Annotated in this window: 17 protein-coding genes; 13 read left to right on the forward strand and 4 right to left on the reverse strand. The window is 71.5% G+C overall.

The genetic code is table 11. The annotated features are described in order from the left end of the window. The first annotated feature begins 103 nt into the window (after positions 1–103). The 4 genes from Raf01_RS39175 to Raf01_RS39190 all read left to right on the forward strand — a co-directional run bounded on the left by Raf01_RS39175 (position 104) and on the right by Raf01_RS39190 (position 3,205). A complete protein-coding gene (locus tag Raf01_RS39175) occupies positions 104–496 on the forward strand; it encodes an SgcJ/EcaC family oxidoreductase (protein WP_203923172.1) in 393 nt (130 codons plus the stop codon). A 43-nt stretch (positions 497–539) separates the two neighbouring features. Then, positions 540–1,238, forward strand: a complete 699-nt coding sequence (locus Raf01_RS39180) for an SDR family oxidoreductase (RefSeq protein WP_203923173.1) — start codon at positions 540–542, stop codon at positions 1,236–1,238. A 105-nt stretch (positions 1,239–1,343) separates the two neighbouring features. Next, positions 1,344–2,564, forward strand: a complete 1,221-nt coding sequence (locus Raf01_RS39185; RefSeq protein WP_239134314.1) for a sensor histidine kinase — start codon at positions 1,344–1,346, stop codon at positions 2,562–2,564. Continuing rightward, a complete protein-coding gene (locus Raf01_RS39190) occupies positions 2,552–3,205 on the forward strand; it encodes a response regulator transcription factor (RefSeq protein ID WP_203923175.1) in 654 nt (217 codons plus the stop codon). Before Raf01_RS39185 ends, Raf01_RS39190 begins: the two co-directional genes overlap by 13 nt. Before the next feature lie 133 nt (positions 3,206–3,338). Here the strand turns inward: Raf01_RS39190 and Raf01_RS39195 are convergent, their stop codons facing one another. Then, positions 3,339–3,809 (reverse strand): hypothetical protein, encoded by a 471-nt coding sequence (locus Raf01_RS39195; RefSeq protein ID WP_203923176.1) that lies wholly within the window; start codon positions 3,807–3,809, stop codon positions 3,339–3,341. Between the two features lie 25 nt (positions 3,810–3,834). Then, positions 3,835–4,458 carry a TetR/AcrR family transcriptional regulator gene (locus Raf01_RS39200; protein ID WP_203923177.1) on the reverse strand — a complete coding sequence of 208 codons (624 nt, stop codon included), beginning with the start codon at positions 4,456–4,458 and terminating at the stop codon, positions 3,835–3,837. Positions 4,459–4,736: 278 nt separating this feature from the next. Between Raf01_RS39200 and Raf01_RS39205 the strand changes: the two genes are divergently transcribed. Together Raf01_RS39205 and Raf01_RS39210 are read left to right on the forward strand one after the other, a co-directional pair. Continuing rightward, complete coding sequence (locus Raf01_RS39205; RefSeq protein ID WP_203923178.1) at positions 4,737–5,756, forward strand: NAD-dependent epimerase/dehydratase family protein; 1,020 nt, start codon at positions 4,737–4,739, stop codon at positions 5,754–5,756. A 35-nt stretch (positions 5,757–5,791) separates the two neighbouring features. Continuing rightward, positions 5,792–6,868, forward strand: coding sequence for a dihydrodipicolinate synthase family protein (locus Raf01_RS39210; RefSeq protein ID WP_203923179.1), 1,077 nt, complete (start codon positions 5,792–5,794; stop codon positions 6,866–6,868). A gap of 31 nt (positions 6,869–6,899) precedes the next feature. On the opposite strand, the gene Raf01_RS39215 is transcribed toward Raf01_RS39210, so the two are convergent. Next, positions 6,900–8,135, reverse strand: coding sequence for a response regulator (locus Raf01_RS39215; RefSeq protein ID WP_203923180.1), 1,236 nt, complete (start codon positions 8,133–8,135; stop codon positions 6,900–6,902). 82 nt (positions 8,136–8,217) lie between these two features. Here Raf01_RS39215 and Raf01_RS39220 point away from each other — a divergent pair, with 82 nt between their 5' ends. The 7 genes from Raf01_RS39220 (at position 8,218) to Raf01_RS39250 (ending at position 15,289) form a co-directional block, all read left to right on the forward strand. Next, positions 8,218–9,420 (forward strand): DegT/DnrJ/EryC1/StrS family aminotransferase, encoded by a 1,203-nt coding sequence (locus Raf01_RS39220; protein ID WP_203923181.1) that lies wholly within the window; start codon positions 8,218–8,220, stop codon positions 9,418–9,420. Further along, complete coding sequence (locus Raf01_RS39225; RefSeq protein ID WP_203923182.1) at positions 9,417–10,418, forward strand: dihydrodipicolinate synthase family protein; 1,002 nt, start codon at positions 9,417–9,419, stop codon at positions 10,416–10,418. Before Raf01_RS39220 ends, Raf01_RS39225 begins: the two co-directional genes overlap by 4 nt. Next, a complete protein-coding gene (locus Raf01_RS39230; protein ID WP_203923183.1) occupies positions 10,415–11,155 on the forward strand; it encodes an amidohydrolase family protein in 741 nt (246 codons plus the stop codon). Before Raf01_RS39225 ends, Raf01_RS39230 begins: the two co-directional genes overlap by 4 nt. Beyond that, positions 11,152–11,919, forward strand: coding sequence for an amidohydrolase family protein (locus tag Raf01_RS39235; RefSeq protein WP_203923184.1), 768 nt, complete (start codon positions 11,152–11,154; stop codon positions 11,917–11,919). Before Raf01_RS39230 ends, Raf01_RS39235 begins: the two co-directional genes overlap by 4 nt. A 155-nt stretch (positions 11,920–12,074) precedes the next feature. After that, positions 12,075–13,313, forward strand: a complete 1,239-nt coding sequence (locus Raf01_RS39240) for an ABC transporter substrate-binding protein (RefSeq protein ID WP_203923185.1) — start codon at positions 12,075–12,077, stop codon at positions 13,311–13,313. 123 nt (positions 13,314–13,436) lie between these two features. Then, complete coding sequence (locus tag Raf01_RS39245) at positions 13,437–14,384, forward strand: carbohydrate ABC transporter permease (protein WP_203923186.1); 948 nt, start codon at positions 13,437–13,439, stop codon at positions 14,382–14,384. Further along, positions 14,381–15,289, forward strand: coding sequence for a carbohydrate ABC transporter permease (locus Raf01_RS39250; RefSeq protein WP_203923187.1), 909 nt, complete (start codon positions 14,381–14,383; stop codon positions 15,287–15,289). The genes Raf01_RS39245 and Raf01_RS39250 overlap by 4 nt, the downstream gene beginning before the upstream one ends. 101 nt (positions 15,290–15,390) lie before the next feature. Here the strand turns inward: Raf01_RS39250 and Raf01_RS39255 are convergent, their stop codons facing one another. Beyond that, positions 15,391–16,500 carry a right-handed parallel beta-helix repeat-containing protein gene (locus Raf01_RS39255; protein ID WP_203923188.1) on the reverse strand — a complete coding sequence of 370 codons (1,110 nt, stop codon included), beginning with the start codon at positions 16,498–16,500 and terminating at the stop codon, positions 15,391–15,393. Positions 16,501–16,521: the final 21 nt, after the last annotated feature.

Genomic DNA, 16,521 nt, shown 5'->3' on the forward strand with positions numbered 1-16,521 from the left:
ACCCCAGAGCCTGCCGGCAAACCTCTGGCGCCGGGACCGATGCGTTCGGGGTCCGGTCCGAGTCTGTATCACCGGAACCTAGTCAACGGACCGGAGGTACGACATGGAACCGACAGGGGACGAGCGAGCGGTGCGCGCGGTCATCGAGGCCGTATCGCAGGCATGGGCGGACAACGACGCGGCGGCGTTCGTCGACCACTACGCCGAGGATGCGACCGCGATCCTGCCCGGTTTTCTCCTGCCGGACAAGGCGGAAATCCGCACCAGGATGGCGGAGGCGTTCGCTGCGCAGCTCAAGGGTTCCCGGCGCATCCACCAGGTGCGGAAGGTGCGCTTTCCCAACGCCACCACGGCCATCGTGACCAGCCGGAGCGGAACGGCCTTCCCGGGGGAGACCGAGCCCTCCGCCGACCGGTGGTCGCTCGCCACCTGGGTGCTGTCCCAGCACGCGGGACGGTGGCTCATCGAGGCATATCACGACTGCCCGGCAGCCTGACACCAGGACATCGCCGGGCGTGGATACAGATCGAGGAGAAACGATGAAGATCGACGGATGTACGGCCCTTGTCACAGGCGCCAACCGCGGACTGGGCAGGCGGTTCGCGGAGCAGCTCGTGGCCCGGGGCGCCACCGTCTATGGCGGCGTCCGCAACGTCGCGTCACTGGACGTGCCGGGTGTCATCCCGGTGACCATCGATGTGACAGATGCCGCGTCGGTGGCCGCGGCGGCGGAGACGGTGTCGGGAGTTTCGCTGCTGGTCAACAACGCGGGTTCCTACACGGGCGCGTCGGCTTCCGACGGCTCGCTGAAGGACATCCGGCTGGAGATGGAGACCCATTACTTCGGCACGCTGGCGATGAGTCGGGCGTTCGCCCCGCAGCTGGCCGCCAGCGGTGGCGGCGCGATCCTCAACGTGTTGTCCGTGCTGTCGTGGGTGACCTTTCCGGGATACAGCGGCTACGCCGCGGCGAAGTCCGCGCAGTGGTCACTGACCAATGCCCTGCGCATCGAACTCGCGGCACAGGGTACGCAGGTCACCGCCCTGCACGTCGGATACCTGGATACCGACATGGTCGCGTTCGTCGACGCTCCCAAGAGCGATCCCGCCGTGATCGCGGCGCTGTCGCTCGACGCCCTCGAAGCGGGCTCGGTCGAAATCCTCGCCGACAATGACGCGCGCCAGATACAGGCGAGCCTGGCCGGCGGGGTCGCCCAGCTCTACCCGAGCGCGGTCTGACCGGGTTCGACCCGGGGTCACCGTTCGTGCCGCGCCGCGGTGGGTTCGCGGCGCGGCGCGGCAGTGCCTCCCGGCGCGGGTCACGCCGGTAGCACAATGAGGGGCGTGGCAAGGGCGGCGAGGAGTGCGCGGTACCTGCTGGCCGGCGGGTTGAGCGCGACAGTGGCCGCGCTGGTGCTGGCCGGCCTCGTCGGGTCGGCGGTGCTCAGCCTCGTGGGCATCGGCGTCCCGGTGTTGGCGTGGGTGCTACGGATGGTCCGGTCGCTGGCCGACGGGCAGCGCCGGAGCGCTGGCCGGCTGCTCGGCGCCGCGATTCCGCAGGGCGCACCACCGGACTCCGGCTCCGTCGTGGTCCGGTTGCGTGCCGCGCTGCGCGACCCGGCGACGCCGCGGGAGCTGGCCTGGCTGGTGCTGCACGCGGCGGTCGGGTTGCCGGCCGCCCTGTGCGTTCCGGCCCTGTGCGTACTGGCCGTCGGCGGGCTGAGCACTCCGTTGTTCTGGTGGGTCGCCGCGCCGGAGGCGCCGATGACCTTCTTCATCCCGATCACGAGCTGGTCGCGGGCGCTGGCGGTACCGGCTCTGACGGGCTTCGCCTCGCTCGTCGCGCTGCGGTACGGCATCCCGATCCTGGGTAGTGCCCTGGCCACCGCGTACCGGGTGCTGCTCGCACCGTCCGCGCACGGTCAGCTGTCCCGCCGAGTCGAGGAGCTGTCCGCCACCCGTGCCGGCGCGCTCGACGCCCACGCCGCGGAGCTGCGCCGCATCGAACGTGACCTGCACGACGGTGTCCAGGCCCGGCTCGTGGCGATCGCGATCCAGCTCGGTGTCGCACAGGGGCAGCGCAGCGCCGCCCCGCAGCTCGCCGATCAGCTCATCGAGCGGGCTCGCTCCGGCGTCGAGGATGCCCTGGAGGAGATGCGCCACGTCGTGCGGGGCGTCTACCCGCCGATCCTCGCCGACCGTGGCCTCTCCGGGGCGGTCGACGCGCTCGCGGTGGCCTGCCCGGTACCGGTGGAGACGCGGATCGACCCGATGGGACGGCTGCTGCCCGCGGTGGAGAGCGCCGCGTACTTCGTCATCGCCGAGGCGTTGACGAACATCGCCAAACACAGCGGCGCCACCACGGCGAGCCTGTGCCTGGAGCACGACGGTGCGCGCCTTCTCGTCCGGGTCGACGACAATGGCGCAGGCGGCGCCGATGAGAGCCGCGGGACGGGCCTGTCGGGGATCCGCCGCCGGGTGGCCGCACTGGACGGGTGCGTCGGTCTGGACAGCCCGAGGGGCGGGCCCACGAGACTACGGGTGGAGTTGCCGTGCGCGTCGTGATCGCCGAAGACAACGTGCTGCTCCAGGAGGGACTCAAGCTGCTGCTGTCCACCGCCGGCTTCGAGGTGAGCGCCGCCGTCGGCACGCCGGAGGACTTTCTCGCCGCGGTCGACTGCCGACCACCGGACGTCGCGGTGGTGGATGTCCGGATGCCGCCGAGCTTTCGCGACGAAGGGCTGCGCGCGGCGCTGACCGCACGCCGCCGGTACCCCGGCCTGCCGGTGCTGGTGCTCTCGCAGTACGTCGAGCGCGTCTACGCCGCCGAGCTGCTGGCCGACGGCCAGGGCGCGGTCGGCTACCTGCTGAAGGACCGGGTGTCCCGGGTGGAGAACTTCCTCGACGCACTGGGCCGGGTCGCCGGCGGCGGTACCGCCATGGATCCGCAGGTCGTCGCGCAACTCGTCGCAGCCCGGCAGGCCAGCCCGCTGGCCCGGCTCAGCCCCCGCGAACTGGAGGTGCTGTCCCTGATGGCCGAGGGGCACGCCAACCCCGGCATCGCCGAGCGGCTCGTCATCACCGAACGGGCGGTCAGCAAGCACATCGGCAACATCTTCAACAAGCTCGACCTGCCCCCGACCGACGGTGGGCACCGGCGGGTCATCGCGATCCTCACGTATCTCAACAACACCGACCGCGACTGACCCGTCGGGCGTACAAGGCGGCCTAATGGCATGCCGCCGGGCGCCTACCGCCGCCTGTGCCGGCAAGGCTGAAGGCGTCCTGCACGCCTGGTTCGGCGACGCGAACGCACGTCAACGGTCTGGTCGTCGGTGGTCACAGCGAGGCCGCCGCGACCAGAGTGAAGACCGCGCCGAGCAGGATCAGGCTGTGCAGGATCATGTGTTCGAGGTTCGGCCGGGGTCGGTCGCCGATGCGGGGCAGCACGGTGACCGTGTGCGCGTACGTGCGGGAGTGCAGCTCCGTCCAGGACACGCCGGTGCCCGCGGTCGCCCACGGCACGGTCTTCCCGGCCAGGTACGGCAGCCACCACAGGCTCAACCCGCCGGCGGCGATGAGCGCCTCCATGGCGCCGCCGGCGTAGGCGAGTACGGGTAGCGACAGCGCGGCCGCGAGTACCAGCAGGACCGCCGGCAGCGCCATCACCGGCCCGTTGATGGCGGCCTCGGTGATCCGTTCGGATCGCTTCGAGTCGCGCACGTTGTTGAGCGGGTGGAGGTCCACGAACGTGGTGACGAGGAAGTAGAGCAGTGCGGCGATGAGCAGCACGAGCGCCGGAGCGAACATCGGAGTTCCTTTGTAGTTAGGTGGATTAGCGGGCGTAGCGGGCCGCGATCCCGTCGAGGAACGTGGACACGGCGATGTCGAACCACGCGTTGTAGTACTCGGCGGGCGCGGCGGGAGGCTGCGGCGCGTCGCCGAACTCCGCCAGCGCGTGGCCGGTGACCAGGATGTAGAGGGACTGGACCAGATACAGCGCCTCGTCGTCGGTGAGGTCGAGCGACTCGTGGGCGGTGGACAGGACGGCCGGCACCACGGGCTCGTAGACCTGCGGGGAGACGTCTTGGGTCGCGACGATGACGGCGGCGCCCGGATGCGCGCTGAGGGTGCGGCGCAGGTCGGTCGCCAGTCGGGTCAACAGGGTGCGCCAGTCGAGGCCCTCGCGGGTGGCCCCGAGCGCCTCCGTGGCGATGCTGTCGGCGATGAGGCGCAGCAGCGCGGCCCGGTTGGGCACGTGGTAGTAGAGCGAGGCGGCCTTGACGCCGAGGCGAGCGCCGAGCGTGCGCATGGACAGCGCCGCGAAGCCCTGCTCGTCGACCAGTTCGAGCGCGGCGGCGCGGATGGCCTCCTGGCTGAGCTGTTCGTTTCTGGGCTGTTCGTTTCTGGGCTGTTCGTTTCTGGGCTGTTCAGCCTTGCGCCGCTGTCGGGGTGCCATGCGCCGACCCTCTTTCTAACGGTGTTAGACACAATCTAACGGTGTTAGAAAGCGTCGTCAAATCCGCCCGGGATCGCTGTTCTCCCACGGCACCCCGCGGACTGGTCTGGGTCGCGGCGCGGCGTCAGACGCGTCGAGCCAGATTGGTCGTAGCTTGTCCGTCCACTGAGGACGGACAGGCCAGGAGGCGCCGCACTCGCCCGCCCGGCCGCGAGAGTGCTTGACGCTGCCACCGATCGCCGGTTACGGTCAGGACCGTTAATCGGCGGGGAGGATGGATGCTGCACTCGGTGGCGGAGCTGGAGGAGCGGCTGTCCCGGCCGCGCACCGGGCTCGTCGGCGACCTGGCCAAGCTGGACGGCGACATTCTGGTCCTGGGGGCCGGCGGCAAGCTGGGGCCGAGTCTGGTGCGGTTGGCGGTGCGGGCGGTGGCTGCCGCCGGTACCGGCGCGAAGGTCTTCGCGGTTTCCCGATTCTCCGAGGCGGGCCTGGCCGAAACCCTGAGCGCGGAAGGTGCCCGGGTGATCGCCGCGGACCTCGCTGACGACGGGGCTCTGGCCGGCCTGCCCGACGCCGCGAACGTGGTGCTTCTGGCCGGGTCGAAGTTCGGCACCTCCGGGCGGGAGCATGCCACCTGGGCCACGAACACGTACCTGCCCGGCCGGGTGGCGGCGCGCTTCGCCGGATCCCGGATCGTCGCGCTGTCCACCGGCAACGTGTACCCGCTGGTGCCGGTCACCTCCGGCGGGTGCACCGAGCAGACCCCGGTCGGCCCGGTCGGCGAATATGCGATGAGCTGCCTTGGCCGGGAACGCGTCCTGGCCCATTTCGCCGAGCGCGACGCCACCCCGATGGCGTTCATCCGGCTGAACTACGCCGTGGAGATGCGCTACGGCGTGCTGGTGGACATCGCCTCGGCGGTGCACGCGGGCCGGCCGATCGACCTCTCGATGGGGCACGCCAACGTGGTCTGGCAGGGTTACGCCAACGAAGTCACGCTGCGCGCGTTCCACCACGCGGCGGTGCCGCCCTTCGTGCTGAACGTGACCGGACCGGAGACGTTGTCGGTACGGCAGGCGGCCCTGGCGATGGGGGCTGCCCTGAGCAGGGCTCCGGTACTGGTCGGCACCGAGGCGGCCACCGCCCTGCTGTCCAACGCGCAGCGCTGCCACGGCCTGTTCGGGTACCCCGACGTGACGCCCGCCGAACTCATCGAACAGATCGCCGGCTGGGTGTCCGCCGGGCTGCCGCTGCACGGCAAGCCGACCCACTTCCAGCAGCGCGACGGTCGGTTCTGATGGCGGCGGATCGGCGACCCGAGGGTGGCACGGTCGTGACCACGACGACGAGCGATCCGTCCGCGGCGGCCCTGGAGGCATTCCGGCGTGGCTGCGTGATCCCGGCGCACCCGCTGGCGTTGACCGAGGACCGGCACCTGGACGAGCGGCGCCAGCGGGCGTTGAGCCGGTACTACCTGGATGCCGGCGCGGGCGGCCTCGCGGTCGGCGTGCACACCACCCAGTTCGCCATCCACCAGCCGGGCCACGGCCTGCTCGAGCCGGTGCTGGAACTGGCCGCGGACTGCGCCCGCCAGGCCGCGGCCGGGCAGCCGGGACGCGGCACCGTGCTGGTGGCCGGCGTCGTGGGCGACACCGCCGCGGCGGTCGCCGAGGCCGAGTTGGCGGCCCGGCTGGGCTATCACATGGTGCTGCTGTCGCCGGTCGCCGACCTGGACGAGGACGCGCTGATCGACCGGGCCAGGGCGGTCGGCGAAGTCCTCCCGGTGGTCGGGTTCTACCTGCAGCGGGCGGTCGGCGGCCGGGAGCTGTCCCGCGACTACTGGACGCGGCTGGCCTCGGTCGAATCGGTGGTCGGCATCAAGGTCGCACCGTTCGACCGGTACCGGACGCTGGACGTCCTGCACGGGGTGTGCCGGGCCGGTCGGGCCGGCGACCTGGCGCTCTACACCGGCAACGACGACCACATCCTGGGCGATCTGGTGGCGAGGCACCGGGTGGTGGTCGACGGCCGGGTGGTGGACGTGGAGTTCGTCGGCGGCCTGCTCGGGCAGTGGGCGGTCTGGGTACACCGGGCGGTCGGCCTGCTCGACGAGGCGGCCAGCGCGCGGGCCGGTGACGACGCCGCGCTGCGCCGGCTGATGTGCGTGGACGGTCAGCTCACCGACGCGAATGCCGCCATCTTCGACGCGGCGAACGACTTCCGGGGCTGCATCCCGGGCATCCATGAGGTGTTGCGGCGCCAGGGGCTGTTGGCCGGCCGGTGGTGCCTGGACCCGGACGAGCAGCTGTCGGTCGGGCAACTCGCCGAGCTGGACCGGGTCTGGGCGGCGTACCCGCACCTGCGCGACGACGACTTCGTCGCCGCCAACCTCGACCGGTGGCTGGCGTGACCGGCGGGTTCGCCGCGGCGTGACCGGTGGGTTACAGCAGGAGGCGGTACAGCGTCAGCGGGCGCCCGGACGCGCCCAGGGTCAGGTTGCCGATGCGCTCGGCCAGCCCGGCCAGCTCCAGCCGGTGCAGCATGCGCCGTGCGGTCCGTTGTTGAACGCCGAGCCGCTCGGCGACCTCTCGGGTCGTCAGCGGGTCAGCGCCGGCGGCCACGTGCACCGCGCGCAGTCGCTGGAGGGTGGGGACCGACAGCCCGACCCGTTGGGCGATGACCGCCAGGTTGGCCGGCTCGGCGGGGGAGCCGGCCGGGGAGCCGGCGGTGGTCTCCAGCACCATGTCGGTGTCGCCGCGCAGCGAGACCACGGCGGCGACCGGCCCGATCCGCCTGGCCCGGGCAAGTGCCCGCCGCGCCAGGCTCTCCGCCTCGGCCGCGTTGCGCCCCAGTCCCAGCCCGATATGCACGCGTTCGTGCCGATCGGCCAGCCGGGCGAGCATGGGCAGCGCGGTGAACCCGCCGCTGGCCTCGTACAGCGGGCCGCGCGTGGTGACCAGCAGGTGCGTACCCCCGGTGTAGCGGGCCAGGCTGCCACCCAGCGCGGCGGCCTCCTTGAGCAGGCCGTCGTCGCCACCGTCCAGCTCGACGAGGCCGAGCGCGATCTGGGCGTCCTCCTGCAACTGGCTGTCCGCCTGCAGCATCAGCTGCCGCAGCGCGATGCGCACCGAGTGCGTCGACGGGACCAGCCGCAGGGCCGGCATCTCGTCGCGCAGTACCTCGTAGGCGGAGCTGAGGCAGGTGACGGCGGCCACCGTACCGTCCGCCCCGCGACGGGTACGGCGGTGGAAGGCGACCACGTCGGCGGAGTCCAGCCCGGCCCGGTACGGCAGCGTGCGCACCTTGGCGGTGGAGATCCCGGCCCCGGTCAGCGTCGCGGTGACGTCGGCCGAGGCGAGGGTGTCGACCGAGACCCGGGCGACGTCGTGCCCGTCGCGCAGCAGCGCCACCGCCGCCTGCAGCAGCGTGTCGCCGGTGTAGTCGACGAAGACCGCCGGTCGGGTCAGCGTCCCGGCCTCCCGGGCCAGGGTGTACGGGACCACGCCGGTGAACAGCCACGCCTCGACCCGGGCGGCGTGCGCCTCGACGAGCGCCGGCGCCTGGGATTCGTGGTCGTAGTCGAAGCGCCAGGCGGTCACTCCCGGCTGCTGCTCACAGACCGCGGCCACGTCATCGACGAGGTCGTGGGGGCCGACCACCCCGATCTCGATGTCCACGATGCCATCCCGTCTCTCTTGCTGACCCACTGTCTCTCAGATTACGGTCAGGTCCGGTATTAGGTGCACCCGGGGAGCGCGCATGTCCTATCCGACCCAGTCGGCGCAACCGGTCAGGGAGCCCTTTCCGAGCCTGATGAACGCCGGCGGTCGCACTCTCGGCGAGGAGGAGATCGAAGGCGTCACCCGAGTCATCCGCTCCGGCATGCTCAACGCGGTCTGGGGCACCGAGGTGCGCGCGCTGGAGGAGGAGATGGCGCGGCTGCACGGTGTCCGGTACGCGGTGGCGGTCAGCTCCGGCACCGCCGCGCTGCACGTCGCCGTGGCCGCGGTGGCGCCCGACCCGGGTGACGAGATCATCACGTCACCGATCAGCGATTTCGGCACCGTCGGCCCGATTCTCGCGCAGAACGCGGTGCCGGTGTTCGCCGATGTCGACCCGTTGACCGGCAACCTCGACCCGGATCGGGTGGCCGAGCTGATCGGTCCCCGTACCCGGGCGATCCTCCCGGTGCACCTGTTCGGCGCGCCGGCCGCGATGACGCGACTGCGCGCCGTCGCCGACCGGTACGGGATCGCGGTCATCGAGGACTGCGCCCAGGCATGGCTGGCCCGCTACCCGGACGGGCGGCTGGTCGGCACCGGCGGCGCGATCGGCTGTTTCAGCCTCCAGCAGTGGAAGCACATCACCTGCGGCGACGGGGGCCTGGCCATCACCGACTCCGCCGAGCTGGCCCGGCGGATGCGGCTGTTCTCGGACAAGGGGTGGCCACGGGACACCGGCCGGCACCACGTCAGCTTCGGACTGAACTACCGGATGAGCGAGCTGTGCGGCGCCGTGGCCCGAGCCCAGCTCGCCAAGCTGCCCGGGGTCCTGGCGGCCCGGCGGGCGGCCGCGGCACGGCTGCTGGCGGCCGTCGGCGAGCTGCCCGGCGTGCACCTGGCCCGCGACGTCGAGGCCCACGCGTGGTGGCTGCTGCCACTGGTTTTGCGCCCGCCGCTGGACTCCGCCGCGTTCGCCCGCGCGCTGGTCCGGGCGGGGATCCCGGCGCGGGCCGGGTACCTCGACGAACCGTTGCACTGTGCGCCGGCGCTGACCGGTGCCCCGGTCTACGGCGAGTCCCGGTACCCGCTGACCTCCGGGTATGGGCCGGGGCTGTGCCCGGTGGCCGAGGAGCTGGTCGCGAACGGGCTCGTGGTGATCGACTGGAACGAGCGGTACACGGACCGGCACGTGGACGCGATCGCCGCGGCGATCGTGGACGCTCACCGGGAGACCTCGTGAGCCAGCCGCACCTCGACCCCGCAGCCGCCCGGCTGCGCGAGCGGCTGCGGTGGCGGCTGATCGCCGCGGCGGCCACCCCACTGTCCAGCGACCGGGCCGTGGACCGGCAGGTGCTGCACCGCTACCTGAACGGGTTGGTCGCGGATCGCGCGGACGGGCTCGCCGTGCTGGCGCACACCGGTCGGGGGCCGTTCCTGGACGGGTCGACCCGGGAGGCCGTCATCGCCACCGCGGTCGCCACCGGGGTGCCGGTCGTCGTGGGCGTGACGGGTCCGGGCGACGCCGAGAGCGCCGCCCGGCTCGGCGCCGCCGGCCTGCTGGTCTTCGCGCCGCCGCCCGGCCCCGGTGTGGCGCCGGAGCGCGGCGCGGGCACAGCGCCGGATCGCGGGGTCGGCACAGCGCCGGATCGCGGCGCGCGCCGGCCGGATCCGGTCGCCGTACACGACGCGATCTGGTGCGCGTCCGGCCTACCGATGATCGCCTTCGATCTGTATTCCAACCCGTACCCGGCCACGCTGCTCGCCGAGCTGCTGGCCCATCCCGGGGTCGCCGCGCTGAAGGTGGCGAGGCTCGACGACGCGGTCGCCTGCCAGGCCGGGATCGCCGCGTGCACGGCCGCCGGCCGGCTGGCCGTGACCGGGGAGGACCGGATGTTCGGCGCCTCCCTGCTGTGGGGCGCGCAGGCGGCGTTGGTGGGGATCGCGGCCGCGGCGGTACCGGCGAGCGCCGGAGTGCTGCGGGCCTTCGCGGAGCGCCGGTACCCGGAGTTCGTGGCCGGCTCCGCCCGGCTCGACCGGTTCGCCGCGGCGACCTTCGCCGAACCGGTCGACGGGTACGTGCAGCGGATGCTGTGGATCGCCGCGGCCGAGGGCCGCATCCCGGCCGGCTTCGCCACCGACCACTTCGGACCGGAGCTGGGGCCGGACGACCGGGACCACACGCTGCGCGCCCTGAAACAGGTGAGCGGCACGGGAGCCGACCGGGGCCGGGCGGCATGAGCTTCGACGCTCTCCGGGCCGACGCGACCATGCCCATCGCCCTGGACATCGACGTGCTCGCCGGGGCATACCCCGACCGGCCCGAGCCGGCCCGCCCGATCCATACCGAGGGTGTGGCCACCGCCGCCGTGGCCAGCCTGCGCGCGGCGCTGTCGGATGCCCGCGCCGGCAACGACGAGGTGCTCGCGATGACCGCCCCGGACGTGCTGCCGGTCGCCGCGGTGGACCTGCGCGACCCCCTCGGCGCGCTGGCCGAGCTGGAACGCGTGGTCGGCCGGGGGATCGGTGCGGTCCGGCTGTTCCCCGACGAACAGGGGATCGAGCCCGACTTCCCGTCGATGCGCCACGTCGCCCGGCACGCGACCGGGCTCGGGCTGGTCATCCTGTCCGGCGGCGACGTGCGGCGGTTCTGGCGGCCGTACGCGGGCCTGGGCGCCAGGGTGGTCTTCCTCGACACGCACTTCTACCATCTGGGCGACTTCTTGCTGGTGGCCCGCGACGAGCCGGGCTTCCACACCTCGACGCGGCTGCTCAACTCGCCCGACGGGCTGGAGCTGGTGGCGGAGTCGGTCGGCGCGCACCGCCTGCTGTTCGGCTCCCGTACCCCCTTCGACGAGGTCGCCGTGCCCCGGCTGCGCCTGGCGCGCAGCGGCCTGTCCGCCGAACAGATCGCCCTCGTCGCGGGCGGCAATGCCCGGGCGCTGCTCGCCCCGATGACGACCGGGGAGCCAACGTGATCATCGACGTGCACGCGCACTGGGGCCCGTGGTTCTTCACCGCGGGCGCCTCCGGCACGGCGGCGAACCTCGCCGTCATGGACCGGTACGGCATCGACCGGGCGATCGTCTCCTCCAGTACGGCGGTGCAGTACGACGCTCCGTCCGGCAACCGCGCCCTCGCCGAGGCGCTGACCACCACCGATCGGCTCTACGGGTACGTCACGGTCAACCCCCGCCGGCTGCAGGCCGGCGAGCGGGACCTGCGTGAGCTGCTGTCCACCGGCCGCTTCGTCGGGGCGAAGCTGCACACCGAGTACACCGGCTCGCCGATCACCTCGCCACAGGTGCGCGACGCGCTGGCCATGGTGGCGGATTTCCGGGTACCGGCGCTCGTGCACACCTGGGATCGCTCTGTGCTCGACCTTGCCGCGCTCTGCCTGGACGTTCCCGGGCTGCGCGCGGTGGCCGGGCACCTGGGCGCGGCCGGCTGGCGCCACGCCATCGAGGCCGCGCGTGCCTGCGACCGGCTGTACCTGGAGCCGTGCTACTCGCACGCGCCGGCCGCCCGGCTGGCCGAGGTGGTCGCGGCGGTCGACGACCGGCGGCTGATGTTCGGCACCGACGCCACCCTCATCGATCCGGCCTGCGCGTTGGGGTCGCTGATCGGCGCCGGGGTCAGCGGCCCGACCGCGGAGCGGATCGCCTGGCGCAACGCGGTGGAGTTGTTCGGCCTGCCGGGCGGTCTCACCGCGTCCCCGAGCGACGACGGTCAGTCGCACTGAGGGGTTTCGGCCGCGTCCGCAGGCCGCTAGACCCAAGAAACAGTCGCGCGGGGGCAGATATCGGCCCGGACCGTAAGTTATTCTGCTGCGAAGCGAGCGGAGATCCGCCAGGGTCCTGGCCGGTGACCCCGCCACCAACCGGGGAGGAAGACGACATGCGCAAGCGCAGGAGCGTCTTGGCCATAGCGTTGGCACTCGCCGCGGGCGCGTCGCTCGTCGCATGCGGCGGGTCCGGCGGCTCGGGCGGCAAGCAGTCGGTCACCATGTGGATCTATCCGGTGATCGCCGACGACACGAAGCACCACGCGTTCTGGAACGACACGGTCAAGGCGTTCCAGACGCAGAACCCGAACATCGACGTCAAGGTGGAGATCTTCCCGTGGGCCAACCGGGACCAGGCGTTGGCCACGGCGATCGCCGGCAACAAGGGCCCGGACGTGGTGTACCTGATCCCGGACCAGCTGCCCAAGTACGTCAACAACATCCAGCCGGTCGCCCAGTACCTCGACTCGGCGACCAAGTCCGACTACTACCCGAACGTGACCAAGTCCGTGACGCTGGACGGGAAGATGCTCGGCGCACCGATCCTGACCAGCGTGCAGGCGCTGATGTGCGACAAGAAGGTGTTCGACGCGGTGGGCCAGACCACCTACCCGAGCACCTGGCAGGACCTGCTGGCGATGGCACCGAAGTTCAAGGCCAAGGGGTACGACGTCACCCAGTACGCCGGCGACCTGTCCAACACCCTCAACCTGACCTTCTACCCGCTGCTGTGGCAGGCGGGCGGTGACGTGTTCAGCTCGGACGGCAAGTCGGTGGCGTTCGACAGCGACGCGGGCCGTTCCGCACTCGACTTCGCCAAGCAACTGGTCGACGGCGGCTACGTGGACAAGACGATGCTGACCGCGCAGCCTCCCATCGAGCAGACCCGGGTGGCGCAGAACAAGGTGGCCTGCGTGTGGAACCTCGCGCCGCAGGACGTCACGAAGTTCTGGGGCGCGGAGAACATCAAGATCCTGCCGCCGCTCAAGGACGCCAAGCAGGTGCAGTACGGCACCGTGGGCTCGCTGGTCATGCTCAAGGGCGCCAAGGACAAGACCGCGGCCGGAAAGTGGATTTCCTACGCCACCAGCGACACGGTGATGAAGGACTTCGACACCAAGTCGAGCTTCTTCTCGCCGAGGAAGTCCACCGGCAGCCTGTACGCCAGCGACCCGGTCCTCGGCGAGCTGGAGAAGTACGTCGGGCTGACCACGGTCGGCCCGATCCAGCCGAAGGCCCGTGACGTGATGGGCGTGCTGGCTCCGGAGATCCAGGCGGCGTTGCTCGGCAAGAAGAGCAGCGACCAGGCACTGCGCGCCGCCGCCAAGTCCGCCCAGCCGCTGCTGGGCTAGGCGGCTCCCAGGCGGCTCCGGCCCGCGTCGTGGCGGCGCGGGCCGGCCGTGCCGCGTGAGGGCCGTGCCGTATGAAGGCTGTGCCGCCTGAGGGTCGTACCGCGTGAGACAAGGGGGTCAGCGATGGCCAACGTCAGCGACGACTGGGCTGGGTCGCGGCGCGGCACGAGGCGCGCCGAGCCAGACCGGCCGCAACAGCGCCGCGCGCGCCGGGTGAACTGGCGGGAGGCGCGATCCGGGCTGCTGTTCGTGCTGCCCTGCTTCCTGCTGTTCGTCGTGTTCCGGTTCGGTCCGGCCATCGCCGGCGGTGTCCTGGCCTTCACCGACTACGCCATCGGCGGTGAGGCGCACTGGAAGGGCCTGGCGAACTTCCGCCGCCTGGTCGACGACCCGACGTTCTGGTCGGCCCTGCGGGTCACCGTCATCTACACGGTGCTGGCCGTACCGCTGACGATGGCCGTCGCGCTCGGCATGGCGCTGCTCGTGCGCCGATCGTTCCGGGGCACCAAGCTGTTGCGCTCCATCTTCTTCCTGCCGGTGGTCACCAGCCTGGTGCTGGCCGGGGTCATCTTCACCTGGGTGTTCTCCGCGAACGGTCCGTGGTCGAGTCTCATGCGGCTGCTCGGACTGCCGCACGGGTCCTGGATTGCCGACAGCAGGCTGGTGATCCCGGCGCTGGTACTCGTCTCGGTCTGGTCCCGCTTCGGGTACGGGATGCTGATCCTGCTCGCCCGGCTGCAGGACATCCCGACCGAACTGGAGGAGGCGGCGCTGACCGACGGCGCCGGCCCGGTCCAGCGCTTCCGTCACATCGTGCTGCCGCACCTGCGCCCCGCACTGTTCTTCGTGGCCGTCATCGAGACCACGGTGTCGTTCCAGGTCTTCGACACCGTGTACGTGATGACCAGCGGAGGGCCCGTGCGGGCCAGCTACACCCTGGTCTTCGCGCTCTACGACCAGGGATTCCACTATTTCGACCTGGGGTACGCCAGCGCGATCGGTCTGGCGCTGTTCGTGATGACCCTGATCGTGGCGCTGATCCAGCGCAGTACGTTGGGGAGGCAACAATGAGCCTGACCTCCGCGCCGCCCGGGACCCGGGCCCGCCCGACGGACGACGCCGCGCATCCGCGGCGTCGCGGCTGGCGCTACCGGCCGTTGCGACCCGGCCGGGCGGGCACCGCCGCGCGGGCGGTGTTTCTCGCGGTGGCCGCGCTGGTCACCCTGTTCCCGTTCTACGCGATGGTGGTGCTGTCCTTCCGGCCCACCGGACCGGTGACGTTCCCGCGCAGCCTGTGGCCGTGGCCGCTGTCGACCGAGGCGTACCATCAGTTGCTCGGCGCGCAGAATGTGTTGCGGTGGACGCTGAACACTCTGGTCTACGCGGTGGTCTCGGTGGTCGCGGTGCTCCTGCTGTCCTCGCTGGCCGGCTACGCCTTCGCCAAGAAACGCTTCCCGGGCAAGGAGACGATGTTCTGGTCGTTCCTGGCCATGCTCATGGTGCCGTACCAGATCACCCTGATCCCGACCTTCATCATCATCGCGAAGGCCAACGGAGTGGACACCTACTGGGGGCTGATCCTGCCCAGCCTGGCCAACGCCCAGGCGGTGTTCCTCATGCGCCAGTTCATCCAGACGCTGCCCGACTCGCTGTTCGAGGCCGCCCGGCTCGACGGCTGCTCGGAGCTGCGGGTGTACCGCACCATCGTGCTGCCGCTGATCCGGCCGATCCTGGTCACCCTGGGCATCTTCGTCTTCCTCTGGCACTGGAACGACTTCCTCTGGCCGCTGGTCATCGGGCAGAGCGAGAGCATGCGCACGCTGACCACGGGCGTGGCCTCCCTGCAGCAGCAGAACGTGCCGCTGAACATGCTGCTGGCCGGCTCGGTGGTGGCCTTCGTGCCAATCTTCCTGGCGTACCTGATGGGGCAGCGGTACTTCGCCGAAGGCGTGACCATGTCCGGCATCAAGGGCTGAGCCCGCCCGAAGACCCCGGCCTCCGGGCCGACCCGCGAACCGCGGCCGTCACGGTCGCGGCGCGGGCCGACCCGTTGGTTGGCGCAGGCGCGCGTGCGGTGTCAGGCCGAGGGGCCGTGGTTGGACCAGGCGAGAATCCGCGGCTGCCCGTGGTTGTCGCACCCGGCCTCGCCGGGGTAGTCGTTGTCGCCGACGAACAGGTGCGACACGGCAAGGCGCTTGACCGTGTACCCGGAGACCAACTCGTTGTCGTGGAACACGTTGCCGTGCGAGGCGCACTCCCGGGTGTGGCCCGGATTCTCCGCTACGCAGGTGGCGTCGCAGAACCAGTCGGTGACGAACCCGTCGGCGCCGGCCCGGACGAAGACGTTGGCGTAGACGCGGTTGTCGTCGCTGTCGTTGCGCACGCGTACCGGGTCGTTGCTGATGTCGACGAACTGGTTGCCGACCACGGTGTTGCGGCTGCTGTCGTGGGCGAGGTAGACGCCGTGCATCAACCCGTCCGCCCCGGAGTTCTCCAGGCGTTCGAACAGGTTGCCGACGATCAGGTTGTCGCTGGAGTTGACGAAGTCGAGCGCGCCCCAGCCGTAGTGCGACGGCACGTACAGCGAGCCGCCGTCCCGGAAGGTCATGCCCGACACCACGTTGTGGTTCAGCCCGGCGGAGGTCGGCACCGCCACCCCGTTCTCGTCGACGCCGGTCGGTCCGGCGATGGTCATGCCGCCGGCCGAGTAGTGCTCGACGATCAGGTCCACGAAGCGCAGGTTGGTGTCGCCGCCCGGGCTGCCGTCCGGCAGGTTCGCCTGGAACCACCACGCCGGGGTGTCGGGGCCGTGGAAGACCGGCCGCTGGGACTGCGGTGTGATCCGGCCCGGTCGGTAGGTCGCGGGCAGGAACGAGATGGAGTGACCGGGAACGTAGAACCGCCAGCGTGCCGGCGCGCCGGTCGCCACGTAGGTGCCCGCGCCGATCCGTACCTCGACGTCCGTGTGCGGATCGGCCGCGACCAGCGCCGCCTGGGCGCCGTCGAGGGTGGCCAGCGGCGAGGCGGGACTGCTGCCGGTGTTGCTGTTCGAGCCGGTGGGGCTGAGGTACAGCGTGAAGACGGCGGGCTGGGCCGCCACGGGTACCGGATGAGTGGCGAGGACGGCGCTCAACGCGAGCACGGCACCGGCTGCCGCTCGCAGACCTATCCGGGCGGTCGTTCTCATCGACGGCTGCTCCTTCCGAGG

The sequence above is a fragment of the Rugosimonospora africana genome, from assembly GCF_016862975.1.
In the GTDB taxonomy this organism is placed as follows: domain Bacteria; phylum Actinomycetota; class Actinomycetes; order Mycobacteriales; family Micromonosporaceae; genus Rugosimonospora; species Rugosimonospora africana.

What these genes read in the sequence shown, in the direction of transcription:
- Raf01_RS39205 (WP_203923178.1), top strand. Translation starts at nt 4,737, where the DNA reads ATGCTGCACTCGGTGGCGGAGCTGGAGGAGCGGCTGTCCCGGCCGCGC.
- Raf01_RS39220 (WP_203923181.1), top strand. Translation starts at nt 8,218, where the DNA reads ATGTCCTATCCGACCCAGTCGGCGCAACCGGTCAGGGAGCCCTTTCCG.
- Raf01_RS39195 (WP_203923176.1), bottom strand. Translation starts at nt 3,809, where the DNA reads ATGTTCGCTCCGGCGCTCGTGCTGCTCATCGCCGCACTGCTCTACTTC.
- Raf01_RS39180 (WP_203923173.1), top strand. Translation starts at nt 540, where the DNA reads ATGAAGATCGACGGATGTACGGCCCTTGTCACAGGCGCCAACCGCGGA.
- Raf01_RS39255 (WP_203923188.1), bottom strand. Translation starts at nt 16,500, where the DNA reads ATGAGAACGACCGCCCGGATAGGTCTGCGAGCGGCAGCCGGTGCCGTG.
- Raf01_RS39250 (WP_203923187.1), top strand. Translation starts at nt 14,381, where the DNA reads ATGAGCCTGACCTCCGCGCCGCCCGGGACCCGGGCCCGCCCGACGGAC.
- Raf01_RS39175 (WP_203923172.1), top strand. Translation starts at nt 104, where the DNA reads ATGGAACCGACAGGGGACGAGCGAGCGGTGCGCGCGGTCATCGAGGCC.
- Raf01_RS39240 (WP_203923185.1), top strand. Translation starts at nt 12,075, where the DNA reads ATGCGCAAGCGCAGGAGCGTCTTGGCCATAGCGTTGGCACTCGCCGCG.
- Raf01_RS39245 (WP_203923186.1), top strand. Translation starts at nt 13,437, where the DNA reads ATGGCCAACGTCAGCGACGACTGGGCTGGGTCGCGGCGCGGCACGAGG.
- Raf01_RS39230 (WP_203923183.1), top strand. Translation starts at nt 10,415, where the DNA reads ATGAGCTTCGACGCTCTCCGGGCCGACGCGACCATGCCCATCGCCCTG.
- Raf01_RS39200 (WP_203923177.1), bottom strand. Translation starts at nt 4,458, where the DNA reads ATGGCACCCCGACAGCGGCGCAAGGCTGAACAGCCCAGAAACGAACAG.